This is a genomic window from Kitasatospora sp. NPDC058965, from assembly GCF_042741245.1.
Taxonomy (GTDB): domain Bacteria; phylum Actinomycetota; class Actinomycetes; order Streptomycetales; family Streptomycetaceae; genus Kitasatospora.
In genome coordinates, this window is record NZ_JBHYKG010000155.1 from 1 (window position 1) to 20,102 (window position 20,102).

At 72.2% G+C, this 20,102-nt stretch carries 11 protein-coding genes; 3 read left to right on the forward strand and 8 right to left on the reverse strand.

Features of this window, described 5'->3' with window-relative positions; genetic code table 11:
* Positions 1–24: 24 nt before the first annotated feature.
* The 7 genes from ACFW1A_RS23990 to ACFW1A_RS24020 all read right to left on the reverse strand — a co-directional run bounded on the left by ACFW1A_RS23990 (position 25) and on the right by ACFW1A_RS24020 (position 8,453).
* Positions 25–900: a hypothetical protein gene (locus ACFW1A_RS23990; RefSeq protein ID WP_380411366.1), complete on the reverse strand. Its 876-nt coding sequence runs from the start codon at positions 898–900 to the stop codon at positions 25–27.
* Entirely contained in the window at positions 897–1,610 is a 714-nt protein-coding gene (locus tag ACFW1A_RS23995) for an RNA polymerase sigma factor (protein ID WP_380411369.1), read from the reverse strand. The genes ACFW1A_RS23990 and ACFW1A_RS23995 overlap by 4 nt, the downstream gene beginning before the upstream one ends.
* Positions 1,611–1,715: 105 nt before the next feature.
* Complete coding sequence (locus ACFW1A_RS24000; RefSeq protein WP_380411372.1) at positions 1,716–2,921, reverse strand: XdhC family protein; 1,206 nt, start codon at positions 2,919–2,921, stop codon at positions 1,716–1,718.
* A gap of 76 nt (positions 2,922–2,997) precedes the next feature.
* Positions 2,998–4,479, reverse strand: coding sequence for an NCS2 family permease (locus tag ACFW1A_RS24005; RefSeq protein ID WP_380411375.1), 1,482 nt, complete (start codon positions 4,477–4,479; stop codon positions 2,998–3,000).
* Between the two features lie 238 nt (positions 4,480–4,717).
* On the reverse strand, positions 4,718–7,078 hold the full coding sequence (gene pucD / locus ACFW1A_RS24010) for a xanthine dehydrogenase subunit D (RefSeq protein WP_380411378.1): 2,361 nt from the start codon (positions 7,076–7,078) through the stop codon (positions 4,718–4,720).
* On the reverse strand, positions 7,075–7,566 hold the full coding sequence (locus ACFW1A_RS24015; protein ID WP_380411381.1) for a (2Fe-2S)-binding protein: 492 nt from the start codon (positions 7,564–7,566) through the stop codon (positions 7,075–7,077). The genes pucD and ACFW1A_RS24015 overlap by 4 nt, the downstream gene beginning before the upstream one ends.
* Positions 7,563–8,453: an FAD binding domain-containing protein gene (locus ACFW1A_RS24020; protein WP_380411384.1), complete on the reverse strand. Its 891-nt coding sequence runs from the start codon at positions 8,451–8,453 to the stop codon at positions 7,563–7,565. Before ACFW1A_RS24020 ends, ACFW1A_RS24015 begins: the two co-directional genes overlap by 4 nt.
* Positions 8,454–8,902: 449 nt before the next feature.
* On the opposite strand from ACFW1A_RS24020, the gene ACFW1A_RS24025 reads away from it, so the two are divergent.
* The gene (locus ACFW1A_RS24025) at positions 8,903–10,495 is read left to right on the forward strand and encodes a PucR family transcriptional regulator (protein ID WP_380411386.1); all 1,593 of its coding nucleotides are present in this window, start codon (positions 8,903–8,905) and stop codon (positions 10,493–10,495) included.
* Here the strand turns inward: ACFW1A_RS24025 and ACFW1A_RS24030 are convergent.
* On the reverse strand, positions 10,471–12,720 hold the full coding sequence (locus tag ACFW1A_RS24030; protein ID WP_380411389.1) for an MMPL family transporter: 2,250 nt from the start codon (positions 12,718–12,720) through the stop codon (positions 10,471–10,473). The genes ACFW1A_RS24025 and ACFW1A_RS24030 overlap by 25 nt on opposite strands.
* 334 nt (positions 12,721–13,054) lie before the next feature.
* Here ACFW1A_RS24030 and ACFW1A_RS24035 point away from each other — a divergent pair, with 334 nt between their 5' ends.
* On the forward strand, positions 13,055–19,777 hold the full coding sequence (locus ACFW1A_RS24035) for an RHS repeat-associated core domain-containing protein (protein WP_380411391.1): 6,723 nt from the start codon (positions 13,055–13,057) through the stop codon (positions 19,775–19,777).
* Positions 19,777–20,055 carry a YrhB domain-containing protein gene (locus ACFW1A_RS24040; RefSeq protein WP_380411394.1) on the forward strand — a complete coding sequence of 93 codons (279 nt, stop codon included), beginning with the start codon at positions 19,777–19,779 and terminating at the stop codon, positions 20,053–20,055. Before ACFW1A_RS24035 ends, ACFW1A_RS24040 begins: the two co-directional genes overlap by 1 nt.
* The last annotated feature ends 47 nt before the right edge of the window (positions 20,056–20,102 follow it).

Here is a 20,102-nt window from a genome sequence, read left to right on the forward strand (position 1 = left end):
GGTCCGGCACCGGTCGCGCGGTGTTCAACCGGCGGCCGCCGGGTCGCTCTGCCCGCCGCTGGGGCTCGGGTGGTTGCCGCCCTTGGTCTTGCTCGGGTCCGGGGTCGGGCTGGGCTTGCCGTGTCCGCCGGTCGGATCGCTCTTGGTCGCGCCGTTGCCCGGGACGGGGGTGGCCGAGTGGTCCTGGTTCCCCTTGCCGGGCGGGTCGGTGCGGCCCGCGCCGTTCTGGGTGGACTGGCCGTCCGGGGTCTGGTCGCCGGCCGCCGCGCGCTCCAGCTCCGCGCAGAGGTCCGCGACCCGGTTCGAGCCGTTCGCCGCGCGCGTCAGCGGCTCGAACCGGGGGTCGTTGTCGCCGTCGTGCCACTGCCGGCAGAGCGGGAGCAGGGCGGCGTCGAGCGAGGCGGTGTCGCCCGGGGCGGTGCGCAGCGCGGCCGGTCCGGTGGCCCGGGCGGTGGGCCGGGCGGATCCCGTCGGCGACCCGGTGGTCGCGGTCGACGAGGCGTCCGGCGCGGAGTGCTGCGGCGAGCCGCCGAGCACCTCGGGCAGGTGGCCGGTGCCGGCGGCCACCGCGACCGAGCCGAGCGCGGTCACCGCGAGCGCGGCCACCGCGGCCCGGGCACCGAGGAGGCGGGCGCGCGGGCGGCGTCGGCTGACCACCCGGCGGACCCGGCTCGCGGGTACGGCGGCGGCCCCCGTGGCGGCCGGGCCGAGCCGGACCGCCTCGCGGTAGGCGGCCGTGGCCGCCTCTTCGCCGGTCAGCTCGGCGGCGGTCGCCGGGCCGGCGGCCGCCGCCAGCAGCTCTGCGAGGGCACCATGACCGCCCTGCGCACCGACGGCGGGGCCGGCGAGCAGGCGCTCGGCGGCGTCGCGGTCGATCCGACCGGATCGGTTGGTGCTCATCTCATGTCCTTCAGCGTCGAGGCCCCCGGTTTCGTCACACCTTCGGCAGAGGTTTTCCTGGGGCGCGGCGCGGGCCGCTGGGTCGGGACGGCGGCGGGGGCCTCCAGCAGCTTGGCCAGTTTGCGCAGGCCGCGGTGCGCGGCCATCCGCACGCTGCCGGCCCGCTTGCCCAGCACCTGGGCCGCGCTCTCGGCGTCCAGCTGCAGCACCACGCGCAGCAGCACCGCCTCGGCCTGGTCCTTGGGCAGTGCGGCGATCATCTCCAGCGCGCGCCGGGTGCCGTCGGCGGTCAGCACGGCGCCTTCGGTGTCGTCGCCCGCGGCCACCTCGGTCAGGTACTCCTCGGGGAGGTCGGCGGTGGGGCGGCGGCGCTTGGCGCGCAGGTGGTCCAGGGCGCGGTGCCGGGCGATGGTGGCCGCCCAGCCGCGGAAGCCGTCCCCGTCGCCGTGGAAGGTGTGCAGGTCACGCGCGATCTGCAGCCAGGCCTCGGAGGCGATGTCCTCGGCGTCGGCCGCGTCGCCGCCCACCAGTACCCGCAGATAACGCAGCAGCAGGGGCTGAACCGCCCGGAAGAGCTGTCTGAACGCCTCCTCGTCGCCGGCCTGGGCGGCCTGCACGGCCTGGTCCAGGTCCTCGTCGGACGGTGGTGGCGCGGGTCGGGAGGGCGGGCCGGCGTCATCGGCGTACCCGAACTGATCTGCGTTTTGCACTGGCACATCATGCGGCATGCGGCGGCCTCCGGTGGCCAGAGGGGGGAAAAAAGAAGATCCCGTCCGAGCGGAGCGCTCGAACGGGACCGGAGTGCGGGCACTCCGTCAGGCCACCCGGAAACCGGGGCCGGACCGCTTGGCCGGGCCCTGCGCGGCCCGTCCGGCGGCGCGCGGCAGGTCGTGGTGGATCGGGCCGGACCCGGCCGACAGCGGCAGGCAGCCGCCGCCGCGGCGGCTGGCGACGATCTCGGCGGCCACCGCCACCGCGGTCTCCTCCGGCGTGCGGGCGCCCAGGTCCAGGCCGATCGGCGAGCGCAGCCGGGCGATCTCCGCCTCGGTCAGGCCCACCTCGCGCAGCTTCGCGTTGCGGTCCAGGTGGGTCTTGCGGGAGCCCATCGCGCCGACGAAACCCACCGGGAGGCGCAGCGCGCGCTCCAGCAGCGGGATGTCGAACTTGGCGTCGTGGGTCAGCACGCAGAGCACCGAGCGGCCGTCCAGCCGGTCCAGCTGGGTGTCCAGGTAGCGGTGCGGCCAGTCGACCACCACCTCGTCGGCGTCCGGGAAGCGCCGCGCGGTGGCGAAGACGGGGCGGGCGTCGCAGACGGTGACGTGGTAGCCGAGGAACCGGCCGATCCGCACCACGGCGGCGGCGAAGTCGATGGCGCCGAAGACCAGCATCCGCGGCTTGGGGACGTAGGACTCGACGAAGAAGGTGACGGTGGCGGCGGCGGTCGGGTCGCAGGGGCGGCCGTCCAGGGCCAGGGTGACCGTGCCGGTCCGGCCCGCGTCCAGCATCGCGCGCGCCTCGGCGACCAGTGAGTGCTCCAATGCGCCGGTCGTGCGCGGGCCCGAGGGGGAGAGCGAGCCGTGGTGGCTGTCGGCGGTGACCGCCACGGTCGCGCCGAGCAGCCCGGCCGGGCCCTCGATCGCCCGGGCCAGCGCCACCGGGGTGCCCGAGGCGATGTAGGCGATCCCGGCGTCCAGGCCGGCGTCGGCGCCGGGGACCACCGGCTGGACGAAGACGTCCAGGATCCCGCCGCAGGTCAGGCCCACCGCGAAGGCGTCCTCGTCGCTGAAGCCGAACCGCTCCAGCACCGGCTGCCCGGACGCGATCGCCTCGCGGCACAGCTCGTAGACCGCACCCTCGACGCAGCCGCCGGAGACGGAGCCGACAGCCTCCCCGGCCGCGTCCACGGCCAGCGCCGCACCCGGGTCGCGCGGGGCGCTGCCGGACACGCCGACCACCGTGGCCACGGCGAAGGAGCGCCCGGAGGCGTGCCAGGCCTGCAACTGCTCGGCGATGTCCTGCATGTCCGCTCCTGTTCACTGCGAGGGTACGAGGGTGGGGCACCCCGGTGCGCGCCGGGCGCACCGGGGTGGAGGGGCACTAGTGGACGCCGAGCCACTCCTTGACCGGAGTGAGCGCGAAGTACACCAGGAAGACCGCCGAGAGCACCCACATCAGCGGACCGGGCTCGCGCCACTTGCCCTTGCCGGCCTTGATCACCACGTAGGAGATGACACCGGCCGCGACGCCCGCGGTGATGCTGTAGGTGAACGGCATCATGGTGCAGGTGAGGAAGGCCGGGATGGCCACCTCGCGGTCGGCCCAGTCGATGTGCCGGGCCTGACTCATCATCATCGAGCCGATCACCACCAGGGCGGCCGAGGCCACCTCGACCGGCACGATCCCGGCCAGCGGGGAGAAGAAGAGCATCAGGGCGAACATGCCGCCGGTCACGGTGGAGGCGAGGCCGGTACGGGCGCCCTCGCCGACACCGGTGGCCGACTCCACGAAGACCGTCTGCCCGGAGGCGCCGAACAGGCCGCCGATCGCGCCGCCGGCCCCGTCGATGAACAGCGCCTTGGACAGGCCCGGCATCCGGCCCTGCTTGTCGGCCAGTCCGGCCTCGGTGCCGACGCCGATGATGGTGGCCATCGCGTCGAAGAAGCCGGCCAGCACCAGGGTGAAGACCGCGACCGAGGCGCTGATCGCGCCCAGGCCCTTGCTGCCGAAGGCGCCGAACAGGTCCACGTGGCCGAGCAGGCCGAAGTCCGGTGCGGAGACCGGGCTGCCGGGCCAGACCGGCGCCGCGCTGCCCCAGGCCTTGCCCGGGATGTGGGCGACGGTGTTGACCACCACGGCGAACACGGTGCCGGCCACGATGCCGATCAGGATCGCGCCGCGGACGTTGCGGGCCAGCAGCACGAAGATGGTCAGCAGGGTGAAGGCGAAGCAGACCACCGGCCAGCCGGTCAGCTCGCCGAAGGGGCCGAGCGACACCAGGGTCGGGCCGCCGCTCATCACGAACCCGGCCTTGTGCAGGCCGATCAGCGCGACGAACAGGCCGATGCCGATGGTGATGGCGTGCTTGATCGGCAGCGGTATGCCGTTCATGATCTTCTCGCGCAGGCCGGAGACCACCAGCAGCACGATCAGCAGACCGTAGATGACGCACAGTCCGAAGGCCTGGGACCAGGTGGTGTGCGGGACCACCAGCGCGGAGACCGCGCCGGAGACCGACAGGCCGGCCGCGACGGCGAGCGGGACGTTGCCCACCACGCCCATCACGATGGTCACCACGGCCGCGGCGAGCGCCGTGGAGGTGGTCAGCTGGGCGTGGCTGAGCTTGGCGCCGGTCACGTCGGCGCCGCTCAGGATGAGCGGGTTCAGCAGGACGATGTAGGCCATCGCCATGAAGGTGGTGAGACCGCCGCGGATCTCGTTGCCGAAGGTCGAGCCCCGGGCCGAGATCTTGAAGTACGCGTCCAGTGCGTTCTTCGGGGCGGGTGCCGCCGCCGGCGTGGGGGTGCCGGTGTCGTCGGCTTCTCTTTCAGTGGTGCCGGGCTCCGTGGGGATCCGGGACATGTCCACTCCCAAGGTTCATAGGGGATTGGGGTGGGCGAGTCGACCTGGCTGTGCCTGTGGGAGGACGGCAGGGGGACTGTTCGACTCACGGGCGCACAAGGTGTGCGGTGTGCGGTGCGTGGGGTGGTGCGCACCGCTGCAGAGCCCCGGCGTGGGAGAGGCAGCGGGCCGTGCAGAGGGGGTGGAGCAGACCCGGGGCGGCGGGGGAAGACGTGGTGGCCGCCGCCCCGGGAGGTCCCTAGAGCGTCCCGGTGAGGTGCTCGGGACGGACCGGGATGCGGTTGAGCGCGATCCCGGTGGCCTGGCGGATGGCGGCCACGATCGAGGGGGTGGCGGAGACCGTGGGCGCCTCACCGACGCCGCGCAGCCCGTACGGGGCGTTCGGGTCGGGCAGTTCGAGCACGTCCACCGGGATCGGCGGGGTGTCGAGGATGGTGGGGATGAGGTAGTCGGTGAAGGAGGCGTTGCGGACCTTGCCGTCCTTGACGATGATCTCCTCCATCACCGCCAGGCCCAGCGCCTGGGTGCAGCCGCCCTGGATCTGGCCGACCACCGAGAGCGGGTTCAGCGCCTTGCCGACGTCCTGGGCGGCGGTCAGCTCGACCACCTTGACCAGGCCCAGCTCGACGTCCACGTCGACCACCGCGCGGTTGGCGCAGAAGGTGTACTGGACGTGGCCGAAGCCCTGGCCGGTCTCCTTGTCGAACGGCACGGTCGGGCGGTGGTGGTGCTCGCGGGTCAGGTCGATCGCCTCGTCACCGAGCAGGTCGACCATCGAGACCAGCGGGCCCGCGGACTCGGAGACCACCTTGCCGGCCACCAGGTCGATGTCGGTCTGGGTCCAGCCGTAGCGCTTGCGGCCCTTGTCGATCAGCGCGAGCTTGACCGCCTCGGCGGCCAGCTTCACCGCGCCACCGGTCATGTAGGTCTGCCGCGAGGCGGAGGTGGAACCCGCCGAGCCGACCTCGGTGTTGGCCGGGTGGATGGTGACCTGCTCGACGCCCAGCTCGGTGCGGGCGATCTGGGCGTGCACGGTGATGCCGCCCTGGCCGACCTCGGCCATCGCGGTGTGCACCATGGCGACCGGCTCGCCGCCGATGACCTCCAGGCGGACCCGGGCGGTGGAGTAGTCGTCGAAGCCCTCGGAGAAGCCGACGTTCTTGATGCCGACCGAGTAGCCGACGCCGCGCACGATGCCCTCGCCGTGCGAGGTGTTGGACAGCGCGCCGGGCAGCTGCCGGACGTCCAGGTGGGTCAGGTCCAGCGGCGGCGGCAGCGGCATGTCCTTGACCCGCTGCAGCAGTTCGGCGACCGGTGCCGGCGAGTCGATCTGCTGGCCGGTGGGCATGAAGTCGCCCTCCGCCATCGCGTTCAGCTGGCGCAGCTCGACCGGGTCCATGCCCAGCTCGGCGGCCAGCTTGTCCATCTGCGACTCGTAGCCGAAGGCGGCCTGCACCGCGCCGAAGCCGCGCATCGCGCCGCAGCTCGGGTTGTTGCTGTAGAGCGCGATGGCGTGCATCTTCACGTTCGGGATCACGTACGGGCCGTGGCCCAGCGAGGCGGCGTTGCCGACCACCGCGGGGGAGGCGGAGGCGTAGGCGCCGCCGTCCAGCACGATCCGGGCGTCGGCGAAGACCAGCTTGCCGTCACGGGTGGCGCCGTGCTCGTAGACCATCCTGGCCGGGTGGCGGTGCACGTGGCCGAAGAAGGACTCGTCGCGGGCGTAGACGATCTTGACCGGCTTGCCGGTGCGCTGGGCCAGCATGCAGGCGTGGATCTGCATCGACAGGTCCTCGCGGCCGCCGAAGGCGCCGCCGACGCCGGCCAGGGTCAGCCGCACCTTCTCCTCGGGCAGGCCGAGCACCGGGGCGATCTGCTGGCGGTCCACGTGCAGCCACTGGGTGGCCACGTAGAGGTCGATGCCGCCGTCCTCGGCCGGTACCGCCAGGCCGGACTCCGGGCCGAGGAAGGCCTGGTCCTGCATGCCGACCTCGTACTCGCCCCGGACGACGACGTCGGCCATCGCCCGGACCTCGTCGGTCACGCCGAGGCCGGAGACCAGCTTCTGCTCGTGGCAGATGTTGCCGTACCCGTGCGACTTGTACTCGTGCGGCTCGTGCACGTAGCCGTGCACCTCCGGGTTGAGGCACTGCTCCTCGGTGGTGATCGGGGTGAGCACCTCGTACTCGACCTTGATCTTCTTCACCGCGCGGCGGGCCGTCTCCGGGTGGTCGGCGGCCACGATCGCGATCGCCTCGCCGTGGTAGCGCACCTTGTCCTTGGCCAGGGCCGGCTGGTCCTGGATCTCCAGGCCGTAGAACTTGGCGCCGGGGATGTCGTCGTGGGTCAGCACCGCGTAGACGCCCGGGGTCTTGACCGCCTCGGAGATGTCCACGCTCAGGATGTTCGCGCGGGGGTGCGGCGAGCGCAGCGCCATGCCCCAGAGCATGTCCTCGTGCCACAGGTCGGAGGAGTAGGCGAACTCGCCCTTGACCTTGAGGGTGCCGTCCGGGCGCAGCGGCGAGCCGCCGATGCCGTCCTTGGACGCCTGGTTGATGTCCTGCAGGTTCTTCTGACCCGCAATCGTGCGCGCGCTCATTCCGAAGTCCCCGCCTTCTGGCACGTGCGGGCGGAGGCCAGCCGCACCGCGTCCATGATCTTCTCGTAGCCGGTGCAGCGGCACAGGTTGCCGCTGAGCGCCTCGCGGATGTCGGTGTCGCTGGGCTGCGGCTCACGGGCCAGCAGCGCGTCGGTCTGCACCAGCAGGCCCGGGGTGCAGAAACCGCACTGCACGGCGCCGGCGTCGATGAACGCCTGCTGGACCAGACCGAGTTCGCCGCTCTCCTCGTCGGACAGGCCCTCGACGGTGCGCACCTGGCGGTCCTGCACCTGGCCGGCCGCGACCAGGCAGGAGCAGACCGGCACGCCGTCCAGGTAGACCGTGCAGGAGCCGCACTCGCCCTGCTCGCACGCGTTCTTGGAACCCGGCAGGCCGACCCGCTCGCGCAGCACGTAGAGCAGGCTCTCGCCCTCCCACACGTCGTCCGCCTCGACCGGCTTGCCGTTGGCGGTGAAAGTGACCCTCATGCCGCGCTCCTGATCTGCTTGCTGTAGTCGTTCCAACACCAGGTGAGGGTGCGCCGGGCCATCACCGCGAGGGTGTGCCGCCGGTAGTCGGCGGTGCCGCGCACGTCGTCGATCGGCGAGGCGGCGGCCTTCACCAGCTCGCCGAACCGCTGGATCACCTCGGTGCCCAGCAGGTCCCCGCTCTGCCACAGGCCGCGCTCGGCGAGCACGCCCTGCAGGTACTCCTCCGCCTCCACCGCGCGGCGCGGGGTGGGGGCGGCCGAGCCGATGCCGGTGCCGACCGTGCCGTTCTTGGGGTGCAGCGCGAAGCCGAAGGCGGCCACCGCGATCACCATGGCGTTGCGGGTGCCGATCTTGGAGAACTGCTGCGGGCCGTCCGCGACCGGGATGTGCACCCGGCGGATCAGCTCGTCGGGCCCCATGGAGTTGCGCTTGACCCCGACGTAGAACTCGTCGATCGGGATCAGCCGGGTGCCGCGGGCGCTGGAGGCGACCTCGACGAACACGTCCCGGCCGGCCGCCAGCAGCGCCGGGTGGGAGTCGCCGGCCGGGGAGGCCCCGCCCAGGTTGCCGCCCACGCCGCCGCGGTTGCGGATCTGCGGCGAGCCGACCGTGTGCGCGGCCAGCGCCAGGCCCGGCAGCGGGCCGGACAGCTCGTCGATGATCCGGGCGTAGGGGACCGAGGCGCCGAGCTTGACGGTCTCGTCCTCGATGGACCACTCGGTCAGCTCGGTGAGGCGGTTCAGGTCAAGCAACGCGGACGGCCGGTGCACGTCGAAGTTCATCTCGACCATCACGTCCGTGCCACCGGCGATCGGCAGCGCGGTCGGGTACTCAGCCTTCGCCGCGAGCGCCTCGTCCCAGGTAGCGGGCCGCAGGAACTCCATGCGGGTGTCTCCTCAAGTCGTCGCCGATCGAACCTTTGGGCACGGTGCCCAGGACCCCCGCCCCCTCGCCCGAACGGCGCAGCGGGAGCGGAAAGTCGTACCTCCGGTTTTTCGGACTCGTTGCCGGGGCTTCGCGTCCTGGTCACCGGGGTGGGTCCGGCGGCGTGTGGCCAGTGAACCGCCGTCCGACACCCGGGAGGCAGTCACCGATGGCATGAAGCCCGTGCGCCGGTGCCGCCCGGCATCCTGTACGTTCCTCTAAGGGCGGTGAATGCGCTGCTGAGCGCTTCCCCGGCCGCCCCTTACGACCGTAATCCGGTCGTGATGACCGAGCTACTGCCTCGTGATCCGGCGCGCTGCTGATACGTAACACCGAACCCCCCGGGATCAGGCACACTGTCCCCCCGACACCCACCGGTCACCCCCCGTTCAGACGAAGGAGTCAGCGGATGCGCGTCCGTGACCTGCTCGCCCCCGGCGCACCGAGACTGCGCCTGCTCGCCGCGGAGGAGGAGCTCGACCGCCAGGTCAGCGGTGTGATGACCACCGACCTGCACGACCCGGGCCGGTACCTGCACGGCGGTGAGCTGGTGCTGACCGGCATGCTCTGGCGCACCTCGCCGGAGGACTCCGAGCGCTTCGTGCGAACCCTGGCGGCCGGCGGCGCGGTCGCCCTGGCGGCCGGCGAGGCCGAGGTCGGGCCGGTGCCGCAGGACCTGGTCGAGGCCTGCCGGCGGCACCGGATGCCGCTGCTGGCGGTGCCCGACGACATCGCCTTCGCCACCCTGACCGAGTTCATCGGCCGCCAGGTCTCCGCCGACCGGGCCGCCGACCTGGCCGCGCTGGTGGACCGGCACCGGATGCTGGTCTCCGCGGCCGGCGGCGGCGGGCTGGACGCGGTGCTCGACCTGCTCGGCGGCGACCTGGACCTGGACTGCTGGGTGCTCACCCCGACCGGCCGGGTGGTGGCCGGCCCGGTCGACCACCTCAGCGCGGAGGACCGCGACCAGTTGGTCCGGGCCCACCTGGCCGCCCAGCGCCAGCGCCGCCGCCCGCCGCACCGGGCCCGGCTGGTCACCGGCAACTACTCGCTGCTGCCGGCCCCCGCGCGGCCCGAGCAGGAGGCGCCGCTGGCCGACTGGGTGCTCGCGGTGGCCGGCGACGTGACCGAATGGACCGTCAAGCGCCAGCAGTTGGCCGACAACCTGGCCCGGCTGGTGGCCGCCGAGCGCAATCGGCGCGACGAGGGCCGCCGACTGCGCCGCCGGCTGGCCGACGAGGTGCTCACCCTGCTGCAGCGCGACGCCGACCCGTCCGAGATCAGCCGCACCCTGTACGCCTCGTCCGCGATGGCCGCCCGCTACGAGGGCACGGTGCCCACCGCCCAGGCGCCGGAGGGCTCCTGGCTGGTGCTCAGCGCCGAGGGCACCGGACTGCCGGAGGGCGCGGTGCGCGCCGTGCTGGAGGAGGCGCTGACCGACACCTCGGACCGGGCGCTGGTGGCCGGTGCGGGCAGCGGCGCGGTGGTGGTGCTGCCCGCGCCCGCCACCGCGGTGCCGGCCGACGCGCTGCGCGAGCTGCTGGCGCCGCTGGAGGCGGGACTCGGGTCGGAGGGGCGGATCACGGTCGGCGTCTCGGCCCCCGCGTCGGAGGCCGGCGGGCTGCGCGGCGCGCTGGAGGAGGCCCGGCACGCCCGCCGGATCGCCGCCGCCCGGGTCGGCCGGGTCTGCGTGGCCGGCCCCGAGGAGCTGGCCTCGCACGTGCTGCTGCTGGCCGCGGTCCCCGACGAGGTGCGCCGGGCGTTCCGCAGCCGGCTGCTGGACAAGGTGATCGCCTACGACATCGAGCACCAGGCCGACCTGGTCCGCACCCTGGAGGCCTTCCTGCGCTCCGACGGCTCCTGGACCAGGTGCGCCGCCCAGCTGCACGTGCACGTGAACACGCTGCGCTACCGGATCGGCCGGATCGAGGAGCTGACCGGTCGTGACCTGTCCCGGCTGGAGGACCGGGTGGACTTCTACCTGGCGCTCGAACTGGCCTGACTCGGCGCCGGCTCGGGCTCGCCGCCCTCCGCGTTGATGTGCGGCATGATCCGGTCCAGCCAGCGCGGGGTCCACCAGGCGCGGCTGCCCAGCAGGGTGAGCACCGCGGGGACCAGCAGCAGGCGCACCACGGTGGCGTCGATCAGCACGCTGACCGCCAGGCCCAGGCCCATCATCTTGATCACGATGTTGTCGCTGACCACGAAGGCGGCGAAGACGCTGACCATGATCAGCGCGGCACAGGTGATCACCCGGGCGGTGATCTCCAGCGCGTGCGCCACGCTCGCCCTGCTGTCCCCGGTGCGGACCCAGGCCTCGTGCACCCGGGAGAGCAGGAAGACCTCGTAGTCCATGCTCAGGCCGAAGACGATGGCGAACATCATCATCGGCACGTAGCTCTCGATCGGCACCTTGCCGTTGACCCCCAGCGCCGGGCCCAGCCAGCCCCACTGGAAGGCCGCCACCACCACGCCGTAGGAGGCGCCGATCGACAGCAGGTTGAGCACGGCCGCCTTCAGCGCGACCAGCAGGCCGCGGAAGACCGCCAGGATGATCAGGAAGGCCAGGCCGACCACCACCGCGATGATCAGCGGGAGCCGGCTGGCGACCAGGTCCAGGAAGTCCACCTGGGCCGCGGTGACCCCGGTGACGTACCCGTGCGCCGCGCTGCCGGCCACCGCCGCGGGCAGCACGTGGTCCTTGAGGTCGTTGACCAGCTCGGTGGTGACGTGGTCCTGCGGCGCGTTGGTGGAGTAGGCGGTGGCGATCAGGACCTGGCCGTCCGAGGTGGTCTGCACCGGGGTCACGCTGGACAGGTGCGGCACGCCGGTGAGCGACGAGGTCAGGTTGGCCGCCAGCGCCGCCCGGTCGGACTGCGGCACGGCGGACTGGTCCACCACCAGGGTGAGCGGCCCGTTGGAGCCGGGGCCGAAGGCGGCCGACATCAGGTCGAAGGCGCGCCGGTCGGTGAAGCTGGTCGGGTCGGCGCCGTCGCCGATGTGGCCCAGCTGGATGGAGAAGAGCGGGATCGTCAGGATCCCGATCACCACCAGGCCGCTCACCAGGAACTGCCAGGGCCGGTGCTCCACCCGCTGCGCGTACCGGTGCCAGCCGCCGGTGGCCTCGCCCTCGGCGTCCTGCGGCGTCTCCGCGACCGGCTGCCGCACGTGGAACCGGTCGATCCGCCGGCCGATCAGCCCGAGCATCGCGGGCACCAGGGTGAGCGCGCCCAGCACCGCCGTCACCACGGTCACCCCGGCCGCCAGCCCCAGCTTGGCGATGAAGCCGATGCCGGAGACCGACAGCCCGGTGAGCGCGATGATCACGGTGCAGCCGGAGACCAGCACCGCCCGGCCGCTGGTGGTGGCGGCCTGGCCGGCGCTGCGCACCGGGTCCATCCGGTCCATCAGGTTCTGCCGGTGACGGGTGATCAGGAAGAGCGCGTAGTCGATCCCGACCCCGAGGCCGATCATGGTGGCCAGGGTCGGCGCGACGCTGGCGAAGGTGATGGCGGCCGCCAGCAGCCCCAGGCAGCTGATCCCGGCGAGCACGCTGACCAGCGCGGTGACCAGCGGCAGACCGGCCGCGATCACACTGCCGAAGCCGACCAGCAGCACCACGATCGCCACCGCGAAGCCGATGGCCTCGCTGCTGCGGTCGTCGGCCACCGGCCGGGCCAGCTCGCCCAGCGCGCCGCCGTACTCGACCTGCACCCCGGCGCTGCGCAGCCCGGCGACGGCGCCGTCCACCTGCGTGAGGTACGCGCTGCCCAGCGAGGTGGGGTTCTTGTCGAAGCGGACGGTGATGTACGCCGTCCGCCCGTCGGTGGAGAGCGGTCCGGTGGTCGGGCCGGGCGGCGGCTGGGCGCCCGGTGGCACCGGGTTCTGCGCCGAGATCACGTGCGGCAGGCCCTGCAGGCTGGTGACCGCCTGGCCGATCTGGCTCTCGTACCCGGTCAGCGACTGGCCGGCGTGCAGCACGATCTGGGCCCCGGTCCCACCGGCCGCCGGGTCGTGCGCCTGCAGCACGCTCAGCCCGCGCCCCGACTGGGTGTCGGGCAGCGAGAAGTCGTCCGAATAGGTCCCGCCGACCGACTGGTTGGCCACCATCACCCCGCAGAGCGCCAGCAGCCACAGCAGAATCACCGTCAGCCAGTGCTTGGCGCACCATTCACCGGTCCGGCGCAACAGGCCGGCGGGGGCCCGGCCGTCTCCTCGCTTGGTCATGTCCGATCGTAGGCGCGGCCCGCACGGCCGACCGGGGGAGCGCCGCACCGGCGGCGGCCGAGGCCACCCGGGTGGAGCAGAACGGACCGGGACCGGAGCAGCTGACGGCCCGCCAGCCCTGGTCCGGTGGTGGCCCGCCCGGAACAGGACTGAACCATGTGGCGACCGAGACCGGTGATCAATTAGCGTCGCCGGTGCTTTAAGTTGATCTTCATAATTTTCTTAGCCGATGAGCTGTGCGTCATCGGCCTGTGACGGGGGGTTCCTTGGCATGACGCCAAGACATACCTGGTTCTCTGCTGCCCGGAAACGGCGGGCGCAGCGTAGGGGCACCGTGGCCGTCGCCCTGGTGGCGGCGTTGTCGCTGACGGTGCCGCTGGCCGAGGCGCAGACCGTGGTGGGTGGGTACCACTACAAGGGCGGCCTGTGGGCGGCCGACCCGCTGCCCAAGGAGCCCAAGGTCGGCGGGCACAACGTCGGTGCCTCGGCGAAGCCGCCGGTGGTGGCGGAGCCGAAGGGCTCGCGGGTGCTGGCGCCGCATCAGGTGGCGGCGCCGGTGTGGCCGAAGGCGGGCACGCAGACCGCGCCGGTCGACGGCACGCTCGTGGCGGGCGTGAAGTTCGCGGCCACGGACGCGGCGCAGCCGGTGGCGGTGCCGTTCGCGCCGGCGTCGACGCCGGCCTCGGTGCAGGTGAGGACGGTCGATCACGCGGTCGCGCAGGCGGCGGGCGTGGACGGTCTGATGGTGGGCGTGTCCCGCCAGGACGGCTCCGGCGCCACCGGCAAGGCGTCGGTGTCGCTGGACTACTCGTCGGTGGCGCAGGCGTACGGCGGTGGGTGGGCCTCGCGGCTGCACCTGGTGCAGCTGCCGGCCTGTGCGCAGACGACGCCCCAGCTGGCGCAGTGTCAGACCCAGACGCCGCTGGCGACGACCAACGACCCGGTGACGCACCAGCTGACGGCGAGCGTGGCGCTGCCCGCGTCGGGCGGGTCGAGCGCACCGCGGGCGATGAGCATGATGGCCGCGCCGATGGCGGCCACCGCATCGAGCACCACGGTGGCGGCGGTCGCGGGCAGCGGTGGCTCGCAGGGCACCTACGCGGCCACCTCGCTCTCGTCCTCGGGATCGTGGGCACAGTCGTCCTCGGGCGCCTTCACCTACGGCTACCCCCTCCAGTCGCCGCAGCCGCTGGGCGGCGAGTCTCCCGACGTGGCCCTGTCGTACAACTCGCAGGCCGTCGACGGTGAGACGTCGGCGCGCAACTCGCAGTCCTCGTGGATCGGCGACGGCTGGGACTACTCGCCCGGGTTCGTCGAGCGCACCTACAAGTCCTGCGCCAACGACGGGATCGCCAACTCCGGCGACCAGTGCTGGGCGGGCTGGAACGCGACGATCTCGCTCGGCTCGCACAACGGACAGTTGGTGCGTGACGGCAGCGGCCAGTACCACCTGCTGAACGACGACGGCACCAAGGTCGAGCTGCTGACGGGTGCGTCGAACGGCCTGTGGAACGGTGAGTACTTCAAGGTCACCACGACCGACGGGACCCAGTACTACCTGGGCCTGAACCACTCCCCGGGCACCACCTCCGACCCCGCCACCAACTCCGCGTGGGGCCTGCCGGTCTACATGCCGAAGTCGGGCGACCCGTGCTACGACGGCAGCAAGGGCAACACCTCCTTCTGCGCGAACATGGGCTACCGGTTCAACCTGGACTTCGTCGTCGACCCGAACGGCAACGTACAGCGCTACGACTGGGCCGCCGAGTCCAACTGGTACAACCGCGGGTACGGCCAGGTCGCGCAGTCCGGTGCCGGTGGCACGATGACGCAGTACACCCGCGGCGGCTACCTGACCCAGATCTCCTACGGGTACAAGCTGGCCGACGAGCAGGCGGGCCGCGACCCGGCGGACCGGATCGCGTTCACCACGGCCCAGCGGTGCACGGTCTCGGACACCACCTGCCAGTACGGCAACCTGAACGCCACCACGGCGCCGAACTGGCCGGACACCCCGTACGACCTCAACTGCACCAGCGGCATGGCCACCTCGGGCACCGGCAGCAACGTCTGCCAGCTCGGCGGGCCCTCGTTCTGGTCGACCTACCGGCTGAAGACCGTCACCACCTCGGTGAAGGTCGGCGCCGCCTGGCAGAACGTGGACTCGTGGGCGCTGACCCACCTGTTCTCCGATGCCGGCGGCACGATGGACCCGGTCACCGGTAAGACGGTCGACCCGAAGGACGCGGGCGCGCTGCAGTCGGTCATGTGGCTGTCCCAGATCCAGCACACGGGTCTGGACACCTCGGCCGGCGGCAGCGGGACGATCACGATGGACCCGGTGACCTTCACCGGCGTCGAGACGGACAACCGGGTCGACGGCCTGACGCCGGCGGCGCCGCCGCTGTACCACCCGCGGATCTCCAGCCTGCAGACGGAGACCGGCGAGTCGATCGCCGTCACCTACCGGGCGCCGGACTGCTCGCGGGTCAACAACACGATGCCGGGGTCCCCGGACTCCGACACGATGGCCTGCTACAACGTCTACTGGACCACCCCGGGCGGCGTGACGCCGATCAACGACTGGTTCAACAAGACGCTCGTCGCCCAGGTCTCGGACAACGACGCCACCAAGGCCAACTCGCCCGCCAGGGTGACCACCTACAGCTACAGCGGTGGCGCCGCCTGGCACCGGGACGACTCCGAGTTCACCGACGACCAGTACCGCACCTGGAACGACTTCCGCGGCTACCGCACCGTCACCACCCAGACCGGCGCCGCCCCGGACCCGATCACCCAGGTCGTGACCTCGTACTTCCAGGGCATGGACGGCGACTACAAGGCCGACGGCAGCAAGCGGGCCGTCTCGCTGACCAACACCCTCGGCGAGGGCGCCACTGACAGTCCGTGGCTGGCGGGCAGCCCGCAGGAGAGCGACAGTTACAACCAGGCGGGCGGCAGCATCGTCGCCAAGTCGATCCCCGGCGCGCCGACGCTGACCACCACCGTCACCGCTCCGCGCACCGCCTGGACGTCCAAGACACCGGCCCCGGCCACCCTGTCGACGCTGCCCGACCTGACGGCCCGTCGCCTCCAGTCGGAGTCCGGGCGCACGCTGGAGCTGCTCGCCGACGGGACCTGGCGGACCACCCAGACCAGCACCGGTTACGACAGCCTGGGCCGGGTTTCGCAGATCGACGCGAAGGGCGACGTCTCGGTACCCGCCCAGGAGACCTGCGACACCACGACCTACGCGACGCCGCCCGCCGGCAACCCCATGATGCTGGGCTACCCCGCCGAGACGCTCACGGTCGCGGGTCCGTGCACGACGGCGGCCACCACCGCCACCACGGTCAACGACAAGCGGACCTTCTACGACGGCGACGGCAGCATCACCAACCCCGGCACCTTGGGCAGCCTCGGCGCCAACGGCTCGACCATGGGTCTGGTCACCTCGACCCAGTCGGTCAAGTCCTACGACGGTTCCGGCAACCCGGTCTTCCAGACCCTCGCGGCCAGCACGTACGACCAGGCCGGACGCGTCGTCAAGGTGCTGGACGCGGCAGGCCAGGCCACCACCACCGCCTTCAGCCCGACCTCGGGAACCCTGCCCACGACGATCACCACCACCAATCCGCTCGGCTGGACGACCAGTACCACGGTCGCCCCGGCCCGCGGCCTGGTGACCCACGCGGTGGACGTCAACGGCCGGGTCACCGACTCGACCTTCGACGCCTTGGGCCGCCGCACCGCGGTCTGGCTGCCCGGCCGGGCCAAGGCGACGCAGAGCGCGGACAAGCTGTTCAGCTACGCGGTCAGCGGCAGCGGCAACCCGAACCCGGCGTCCGTCACCACGCAGACCCTGCGCGAGGACAACTCGTACGGCACCGCCGTGCACATCTACGACGGGTTCCTGCAGCCGCGTCAGACGCAGACCACGACGGCCGACAACTCGGCCGGCCGGCTGATCTCCTCCCTCCACTACGACAGCCACGGCTGGCAGCACAGCACGGTCCCGGCCTTCACGGACACCACCACGGCCCCCGGCGCCACGCTCTTCGTGGAGACCGAGAACACCCTGCCGTCCGAGACCGTGACCGGTTACGACGGGACCGGCCGCCAGGTCAGCCAGACGCTGTACAGCAAGGCCGCTCCGCTGTGGACCTCCACCAAGGCCTATCCGGGAGCCGACGAGACGGACTCGACTCCGCCGCCGGGCGGCACGCCGAGCAGCCGCTTCACCGATGCGCTGGGACGAACCACCGCCAGCGTCACGCACGGTGGCGCCGGCATCGGCGACGTGCGGACCAGCTACACCTACACGGCGGAGGACCAGCTGGCCACGGTCACCAACACGGTGGGCCACACCTGGACCTTCGGCTACGACCTGCAGGGCCGTCAGGTCTCGCAGAGCGACCCGGACAGCGGCACCAGCAGCACCAGCTACGACGCCTACGGGCGCCGGGCGAGCGTCACCGACGGCCGGGGACAGACGCTCAGCTACACCTACGACCAGCTGGGCCGGCGCACCGGTGAGTACAGCGGGACCAGCACCACCGACCAGACGAAGCAGTTGGCGGGCTGGACCTACGACACGCTGGCCAAGGGCTACCCGACCTCGTCGACCCGCTACGTGGGCGGCTCCGGCACCGGCGGCAGTGCCTACACCCAGGCGGTGACCGGCTACAACACGGCGTACCAGTCGACCGGGACCAGCGTCACCATCCCGGCCGCCGAGGGCGCGCTCGCGGGCACCTACAGTATGTCGGCGGCCTACACCCCGAACACCGGTCTGCTGTCGGACAGCATCTACAACGCTGACGGCGGGCTGATCGCGGAGGACGTGGGCTACGGCTACAACCTCATGGGCGGCCTGGTCTCGGAGGGTTCGGACTTCGCGCCGTACCTGGACCTGGCCAGTTACAGCCCCAAGGGACAGGTCCTCCAGTCCACCTACGGTGTGCTGGGCAAGCAGCTCCGGGTCGCGCAGACCTGGGACGACGCGACCGGGCGGCTGACCACCAACCGGGTCAGCCTGCAGACCGCGAGCACCAACCCGATCTCGTCGACCGGCTACGGGTACGACCAGGCCGGCAACGTCACCTCGGTCAGCGAACTGCAGTCCTCGGGCGGGACCGACCAGGTCTTCGACACGCAGTGCTTCCAGTACGACGGCCTGGACCGGCTCACCACCGCGTGGACCGACAAGAACGGCCAGAGCAGTGCGACGGCCGGTCAGCTGGCCACGTGCAACAGCGCCGCGCCCGCCCCGGCGACCGTCGGCGGCCCGGCCCCGTACTGGCAGAGCTGGCAGTACAACGTGGTCGGCGACCGCACCCAGCAGGTCCAGCACGACGTCACCGGCAACACCGCCAACGACGTCACGCAGACCAGCAGCTACCCGACCAACGGTGCGCAGCCGAACACGGTGTCCGGCATCACCACCACCGGCCCGGCCGGCACCAGCACCCAGACCCCGCACTACGACGCGGCCGGCAACACCACGGACCGCGCCACCACTGGTGTCTCGCCGGTCAGCCAGACCTTCAGCTACGACGAGGAGGGCCGCACCAAGGCCGTCACCACCACGGTGGGCGTCGGCACCCCGCAGAACACCAGCTACCTCTACGGCGCGGACGGCAGCCTGCTGCTCCAGCGCGGGCCGGGCAGCACGGTGCTCTACCTGTTCGGCGGTGCCGAGCAGCTGACCCGGACCGGAACCACCGTCACCGGTCTGCGGTACTACCACAACCCGGACGGCACGACGATCGTGCGGTCCAGCAGCGGGAGCACCACCTACCTGCCGGCCGGTCCGCAGGGCACCGCCCAACTGGAGGTGGACGCCAAGACGCTGACGATCACCCGGCGCTCCTTCGACCCGTACGGCAACTCCCGGGGCACCGCACCGGGCAGTTGGGCCGACAACCGGGGCTTCCTCGGGCAGCCGACCGACACCACCACCGGGCTCGACCTGCTGGGTGCGCGCAACTACGACCCGGCGCTCGGCCGGTTCATGAGCGCCGATCCGCTGCTGGAGGTCGGCGACCCGGTCCAGATGGGCGGGTACACCTACGCCTCCGACAACCCGACCAGCGGCAGCGACCCGGACGGGATGTGCACCCGGCACTGGTACGGCCTGGAGTGCCAGAAGGGCGAGGAGCCCAGCGGCGGTTTCAGCGGCCTGCTGGCGGGCCTCGTGCGCGGGGTCTTCGACGTCCCGACCGGCTGCCTGCACACCCAGAGCTGCGACCACGACGCGGCGGGCCACTGGTACGACCGCTTCGTCCAGCGGCACCTCAACGTCGACCCGAACTCCGACACCTACTGGGGCGGCAACGACGCCGGCAGCTTCGGCATGGCGGCCGGTGCCGTGGGCGGCCTGGCGAAGTTCGGTTTCCGGATCTTCAAGGCCGTCCGGGCGGCCACCCGCGACGCGGGCGGCCTGAGCAACTGGCTGCGGGACGCGTTCCGCGCCAAGGCGCCGCACCTGTCGGAGCCGCACGTCAGCCCGAGCGAGCCGCACGTCGGCACCCCGAGCGGGCCGGGCGTCGGCGGGAGCCGGCCACCTGGTGGCGGTGAGGGCTCCCGGACAGCGACGGTTCACACCACGAAGGGAGGGCGCACCTACACCACCCCGGCGACGCCCCGCATGAAGGCGCTGATCAATCCGACCGGGGGCAGGGTCAACTGCGTCGCCTGCTCCATCGCGACGGACCGGACGCTGGGCGGCACGCCTGCCGCGGCGATGCCCGGCGGCCCGTTCGCGGCGGTGAACCTCGACCGGTACGCAGGCCGGGGTCCCCGGTCGGACCGGAGCCTGGACGGGCTCGTCCAGCGGATGCAACTGCTCGGCCCGGGAGCCCGGGGCATCGTGGTCGGGATCCGGCCACTGCCCCCGGGTAAGCTCGTCCCGACCAAGCCGGAGGAGTTCAGCCACGCCTTCAACGTCGTGAACCGGGACGGCACGATCGAGTTCCTGGACAACCAGTCCGGACTCGCAGACCCGGTCGACAAGTTCACCGGGTACCTGTTCTGGCGGACGAGGACCGGAGAGTAGTGATCACCAGCACCGAGGCGGCGGCCATCGCGGCGGCCTGCCTGACCGAGAAGAACCTCACGGGCTACGGGTACACCCCGCAGGTCGTGGCGGAGGGCATCGTCGAGGTGTCGGGAGGGTTCCTGGTGCCGTGGAACTCCGCGGAGTACCTGCGGACCCAGGACTACCGCCACCTCGTCGTGGGGAACCTGCCGCTGTTCGTCGACGCATCGTCAGGCGAGTGCGACTACGTCACGGAGGAGCAGCTGGCTCGGTTCGACGCGGAACAGGAGTCCTGAGGACCCACCACTGACCACGTGAGCGGGCCCGTAACTTCTTTTATTGT